The 1,372-nt window shown below is 62.6% G+C and carries 1 protein-coding gene; it reads left to right on the top strand.

Translation table 11 applies throughout. From position 1 onward, the window contains the following. Positions 1-1,263, top strand: a 1,263-nt coding sequence (locus tag V3587_RS25205; protein WP_317829775.1) for an Ig-like domain-containing protein, incomplete at its 5' end; no start/stop codon positions are given. Positions 1,264-1,372: the final 109 nt, after the last annotated feature.

Genomic DNA, 1,372 nt, shown 5'->3' with positions numbered 1-1,372 from the left:
GCTCAGACGGTGACGGTGTCCGATCCGGCTCCGGTGGATGTGGAGACCACGACGGCGCTCTCGGTTCCGGCTACGGCAATCACGGGTACTGCGGTTGATCTGACCGCGACGGTTGCTCCGAACAACGCTGTCGGTACGGTGCAGTTCAAGTCGAACGGCACTGCAATCGGTTCCCCGGTCACGGTGAGTGGCGGTGTTGCGACTCTGTCGCACGCGTTCGATGCTGCTGGCGCTCAAAGCGTTACGGCTGACTTCACCGCGGGTGCTGGCTTCGTGAGTTCGTCGGCGCCTGCTCAGACGGTGACGGTGTCGGATCCGGCTCCGGTGGATGTCGAGACCACGACGTCGCTCTCGGTTCCGGCGACTGCGATCACGGGTACGGCGGTTGATCTGACCGCTACCGTGGCTCCCTCGAATGCTGTCGGTACGGTGCAGTTCAAGTCGAACGGCACGGCAATCGGTGCACCGGTGACAGTCACGTCCGGTGTTGCGACTCTGTCGCACGCATTCGATGCTGCTGGCGCTCAAAGCGTTACGGCTGACTTCACCGCCGGTGCAGGCTTCGTGAGTTCGTCGGCGCCTGCTCAGACGGTGACGGTGTCCGATCCGGCTCCGGTCGACAAGGCGACAAAGACGGTGCTGAGTGTTCAGGGTGAAGCCAAGGTCGGACTGCCTGTTGATCTCTTCGCGACAGTGTCCGAAGATCCCTCGGACGCCCTGGTGCCTTCCGGCGGAACGGTTCAGTTCAAGATCGGTGGAGTCGATCTGGGCGCCCCGGTCGCGGTTGTTGACGGAGTTGCCAAGCTCCCGCACGTCTTCGGAGCAGAAGGCACCTTTGCAGTCTCGGCTGTATTCAGTGGATCCGGGGTGTTCACGTCGTCCACTGCGGAGTCTGTCGACGTCAATGTCACGGTTCCGACCCCGTCGGATGTCGAAAGCTCTACGTCGTTGACGGCTCCGTCCTCGGCAAAGGTCGGCACGGAGGTGCAGCTGAAGGCTGTGGTCAGTTCTTCCGGCGCGACGTCGGGAACCGTCCAGTTCTTCGACGGAACGACTCCGATCGGAACTGCCGTTGATGTTGTCGGTGGGCAGGCCGTGCTGAGCCACACCTTCACCACGACCGGCAACCATTCGATCACCGCGGTCTACAGCGGAGCCCAGGGCGTCACGGGTTCCACGTCGACTGCATCGGTTGTGAACGTCGGTAACGGGGGTGGTGGCTCCGGTTCGCTCGGTTCGCTGTCGCTGCCGTTCGGTTCATGATTCTCCGATGATGTGATGCCCCCTTGCGCCCAGGCGGTTTCAACCGGTCATCGCAACACGAGGTCGGTTTAGTTGGTAGTCAGTAGATCACGCAGGCGCTCGGCTGGGG

This window comes from Rhodococcus sp. IEGM 1306 (assembly GCF_036541985.1).
GTDB lineage: Bacteria > Actinomycetota > Actinomycetes > Mycobacteriales > Mycobacteriaceae > Rhodococcus_F > Rhodococcus_F qingshengii.
This window is presented reverse-complemented; position numbering and strand designations above follow the sequence as displayed.